Source organism: Gammaproteobacteria bacterium (genome assembly GCA_013001575.1).
Taxonomy (GTDB): Bacteria; Pseudomonadota; Gammaproteobacteria; order Steroidobacterales; family JABDMI01; genus JABDMI01.
Window position 1 is genome coordinate 1 of record JABDMI010000111.1, and the last position, 3,001, is coordinate 3,001.

Genomic DNA, 3,001 nt, shown 5'->3' on the forward strand with positions numbered 1-3,001 from the left:
CTTCTCCATCCGAATACGGCCCATCGTGGGTCACGTGCAAAACGGCGGCATCTTGGATATTGCTGCCAGCCCCGATCGAAATGGTACTGACATCGCCGCGCACCACGGCCATTGGCCAGATGGAAACGTCGTCAGCCAATGTCACCTTGCCAATCACGCAGGCTTGCGGATCAACATAAACATTTTGACCCAGGGTCGGATAAGTGTTTTTGAATGGGCGGATATTATTCATGGCTCATTCTAAGTTATCTCTGCCTTCTCGTCATTCCACAGCTTGAGTTGGATAATGGATATTATTTAATTTGACAAATAGCGGCTATAATTCAAGTTTAAATTTTCAATTGAATAAGCATGCAAATCGCCACCTGGAATGTCAATTCCCTCAAAGTACGCCTGAATCATCTACTCGACTGGCTAGAGACCAATCCGGTTGATGTGATCGGCTTGCAAGAAACCAAAAGCACCGATGACAAGTTTCCAGTCGCTGAAATTGAAGCGGCCGGATATCATGTTGCGTTTGCCGGTCAAAAAACCTATAACGGTGTGGCGGTTCTGAGCAAACACAGTATCACTGAGGTCGTCACCGATTTTGCGGGCATTGAAGACCCGATGCGACGGGTGTTGGGTTGCACGATCAATGGCGTACGCATTTACAACTTGTACTTCCCCAATGGACAGGCCCTGGACTCGGATAAATTCCATTATAAAATGAATTGGCTGGAAGCTTTGCACGCACAACTGGAATCAGAGTCTTCAGATTACGACAAACGTATCGTCATGGGTGACTTCAATATAGCGCCAAGTGACGAGGACGTGCACGCACCTGAAGAATGGGCAGGGAAAATTCACTGCAGCGCGTTGGAACGCACACACATCGCACGCTTGAAGGAAAAAGGCTTTGTGGATTGTTTTAGACAATTTGAACAAGAACCCAATTTATTCAGCTGGTGGGATTATCGTGCCGGGAGCTTTCGCAAAAATAATGGTCTGCGCATCGACCTGATCATGGCGTCCGAAGAACTGGCGAAAAATTGCCAGAAATGCTGGATTGATAAAGCGCCACGCAAATTGGAAAAGCCATCGGACCACACTCCGGTAGTGGCTGAGTTTAAGGTTTAGTCTGATTCAGTCTCGCTAAGGTACACATTTGCAATGCGACTTTCACCATCGGAGATAATGTAATCTCCTACACTGTCCGCATTCAGGTCAACGATCAAGGCGCCCCATGGAGAATCCAGTTTCCCTAAATTTGGTTTGCTTGTTTTTCTCTCTTTTGCACCACCAAATATAATTTTGCTATCGCTATTCCAGGCAGTGACCAGAACGTCGTTAATAGCATCTCCATTAAGGTCGCCCTGTACGATATTCTTTGGTCCAGCGGCCATTGATATCCATTCTGGCTCGGTCGCAAATGTGTTGTCACTGCGCCCGTGATAAATGGCAATTGCTTGTTTTGATGATTCGGTCACGGCAACAATGTCCAAGTTGCCATCTGCATCTATATCCAGAACGGTCAAGCCAAATGGCTCGATGTCGGATAAAAAATAGGGCTTGGCAAAGCGAATCTTTTTATCGCTTTGATTTATTGCAATTCCGATGTTATTGGTATTTGGCGAGATCAGGTCCGCCAATCCATCTTGGTTAATGTCTATAACTGCAAACCCAAGATATGGATCACCACCTGTATTGATCAATATTCCCCTGGAATGAAATTGCCCGGATTCGTTAGCTTTTAATACCTGAACTCCATTATTAAAGCGATTATCGACAAGTAAATCTTTGTTGCCATCATTATCAATATCAAAATATTCAAGCACATGCGGGTGAGGCTCGACACTGAGTTTGATCTGCTGTTTACTCATCTCAAGACCTCCAGATTTACTGCCGTATAAAACACTCAAGTAATTCATATCATGATTGGCCACCACAAGATCCAGATAGCCGTCTTGGTTAAAATCGTCTGAAACAATATCGCTGGGGTCATGGCCTGCTGCATACGATTTGCCAGGGCTTAATTTTCCGGTGCTGTCGCCGTGATAGATCTTGACACTGTGATCGTTCTGATTAGCCACAATCACATCTATATGGCCATCCCGATTCACATCCGCGGCATGCAATGAGTTTTCCCCCGCAGATAAATCCAGGGTATACATCGGTTCCAGGCTGGTACTTGCAGCAAATATCAAGAATATAATCTCTAACATCGGAATGGCCTTTTGTGGATTAAGTCTTTTGATACTATAACAACTATTAAATTCCATTGATCGGGCTTATTTATGAAAAATTTTCAAAATAAAATAATTGTAATTACCGGTGCTGCCTCCGGCATGGGGGCCGCCTACGCGGATGAATTCGCCAAACTCGGTGCGCGCCTAGCCTTATGCGACGTCAATCAAGAAGATTTGCGATCTGTTTCGCAACGTGTTGCCGATGTGATTGGTCCGGATAATGTGTATTCTGAAGTTGTTGATGTGTCTGATCGACACGAAGTTTTCAGCTTTGCAGACAAAGTGAGATCCAATTTAGGCAATGCGCATGTCATTATTAACAACGCCGGCATTGCCGAGTCCAGCGCCCCTATTTACGAAATGTCGATCGAGCAGATAGAAAAAGTCACCCGGGTAAATTATTTTGGTGTGGTGTATGGCACCAAGGCATTTCTGCCTCAACTGGTTGAGAACAATGAAGGTGCGGTAGTGAATATTTCAAGTATTTTCGGACTGGTCGCCCCGCCCAATACCGCAGACTACTCGGCAACAAAATTTGCTGTACGCGGTTTCACCGAAGCCTTGAGTGTGGAATTCATGCAAAGCCCGATCACTATCCACTGTGTTCACCCGGGAGGCATTGCAACCAATATAGCCAAAAATACAGATAGCGAAGAATTTGAAAAATTGTTTTTAACCACGCCGCCACACGATATTGCAAAACATGTGATTAAGAATATTAAGAAAGGCAAGGTGAAAATTGTTTATGGCAATCAGGCAAGCAAGGTTTGGGC

General features: G+C 45.1%; 4 protein-coding genes. 2 read left to right on the forward strand and 2 right to left on the reverse strand.

Annotated features, from left to right (window positions below; genetic code table 11):
- A partial coding sequence (locus HKN88_09125) for a gamma carbonic anhydrase family protein (GenBank protein ID NNC98216.1) occupies positions 1-232 on the reverse strand: 232 nt, incomplete at its 3' end.
- Between the two features lie 119 nt (positions 233-351).
- Between HKN88_09125 and xth the strand changes: the two genes are divergently transcribed.
- Complete coding sequence (gene xth, locus HKN88_09130) at positions 352-1,119, forward strand: exodeoxyribonuclease III (GenBank protein ID NNC98217.1); 768 nt, start codon at positions 352-354, stop codon at positions 1,117-1,119.
- Here the strand turns inward: xth and HKN88_09135 are convergent.
- Positions 1,116-2,204, reverse strand: coding sequence for a VCBS repeat-containing protein (locus HKN88_09135; protein NNC98218.1), 1,089 nt, complete (start codon positions 2,202-2,204; stop codon positions 1,116-1,118). The two genes, xth and HKN88_09135, sit on opposite strands and share 4 nt — an antisense overlap.
- A gap of 72 nt (positions 2,205-2,276) precedes the next feature.
- Between HKN88_09135 and HKN88_09140 the strand changes: the two genes are divergently transcribed.
- The coding region (locus HKN88_09140; protein ID NNC98219.1) for an SDR family oxidoreductase at positions 2,277-3,001 on the forward strand (725 nt) is incomplete at its 3' end.

What these genes read in the sequence shown, in the direction of transcription:
- xth (NNC98217.1), top strand. Translation starts at nt 352, where the DNA reads ATGCAAATCGCCACCTGGAATGTCAATTCCCTCAAAGTACGCCTGAAT.
- HKN88_09135 (NNC98218.1), bottom strand. Translation starts at nt 2,204, where the DNA reads ATGTTAGAGATTATATTCTTGATATTTGCTGCAAGTACCAGCCTGGAA.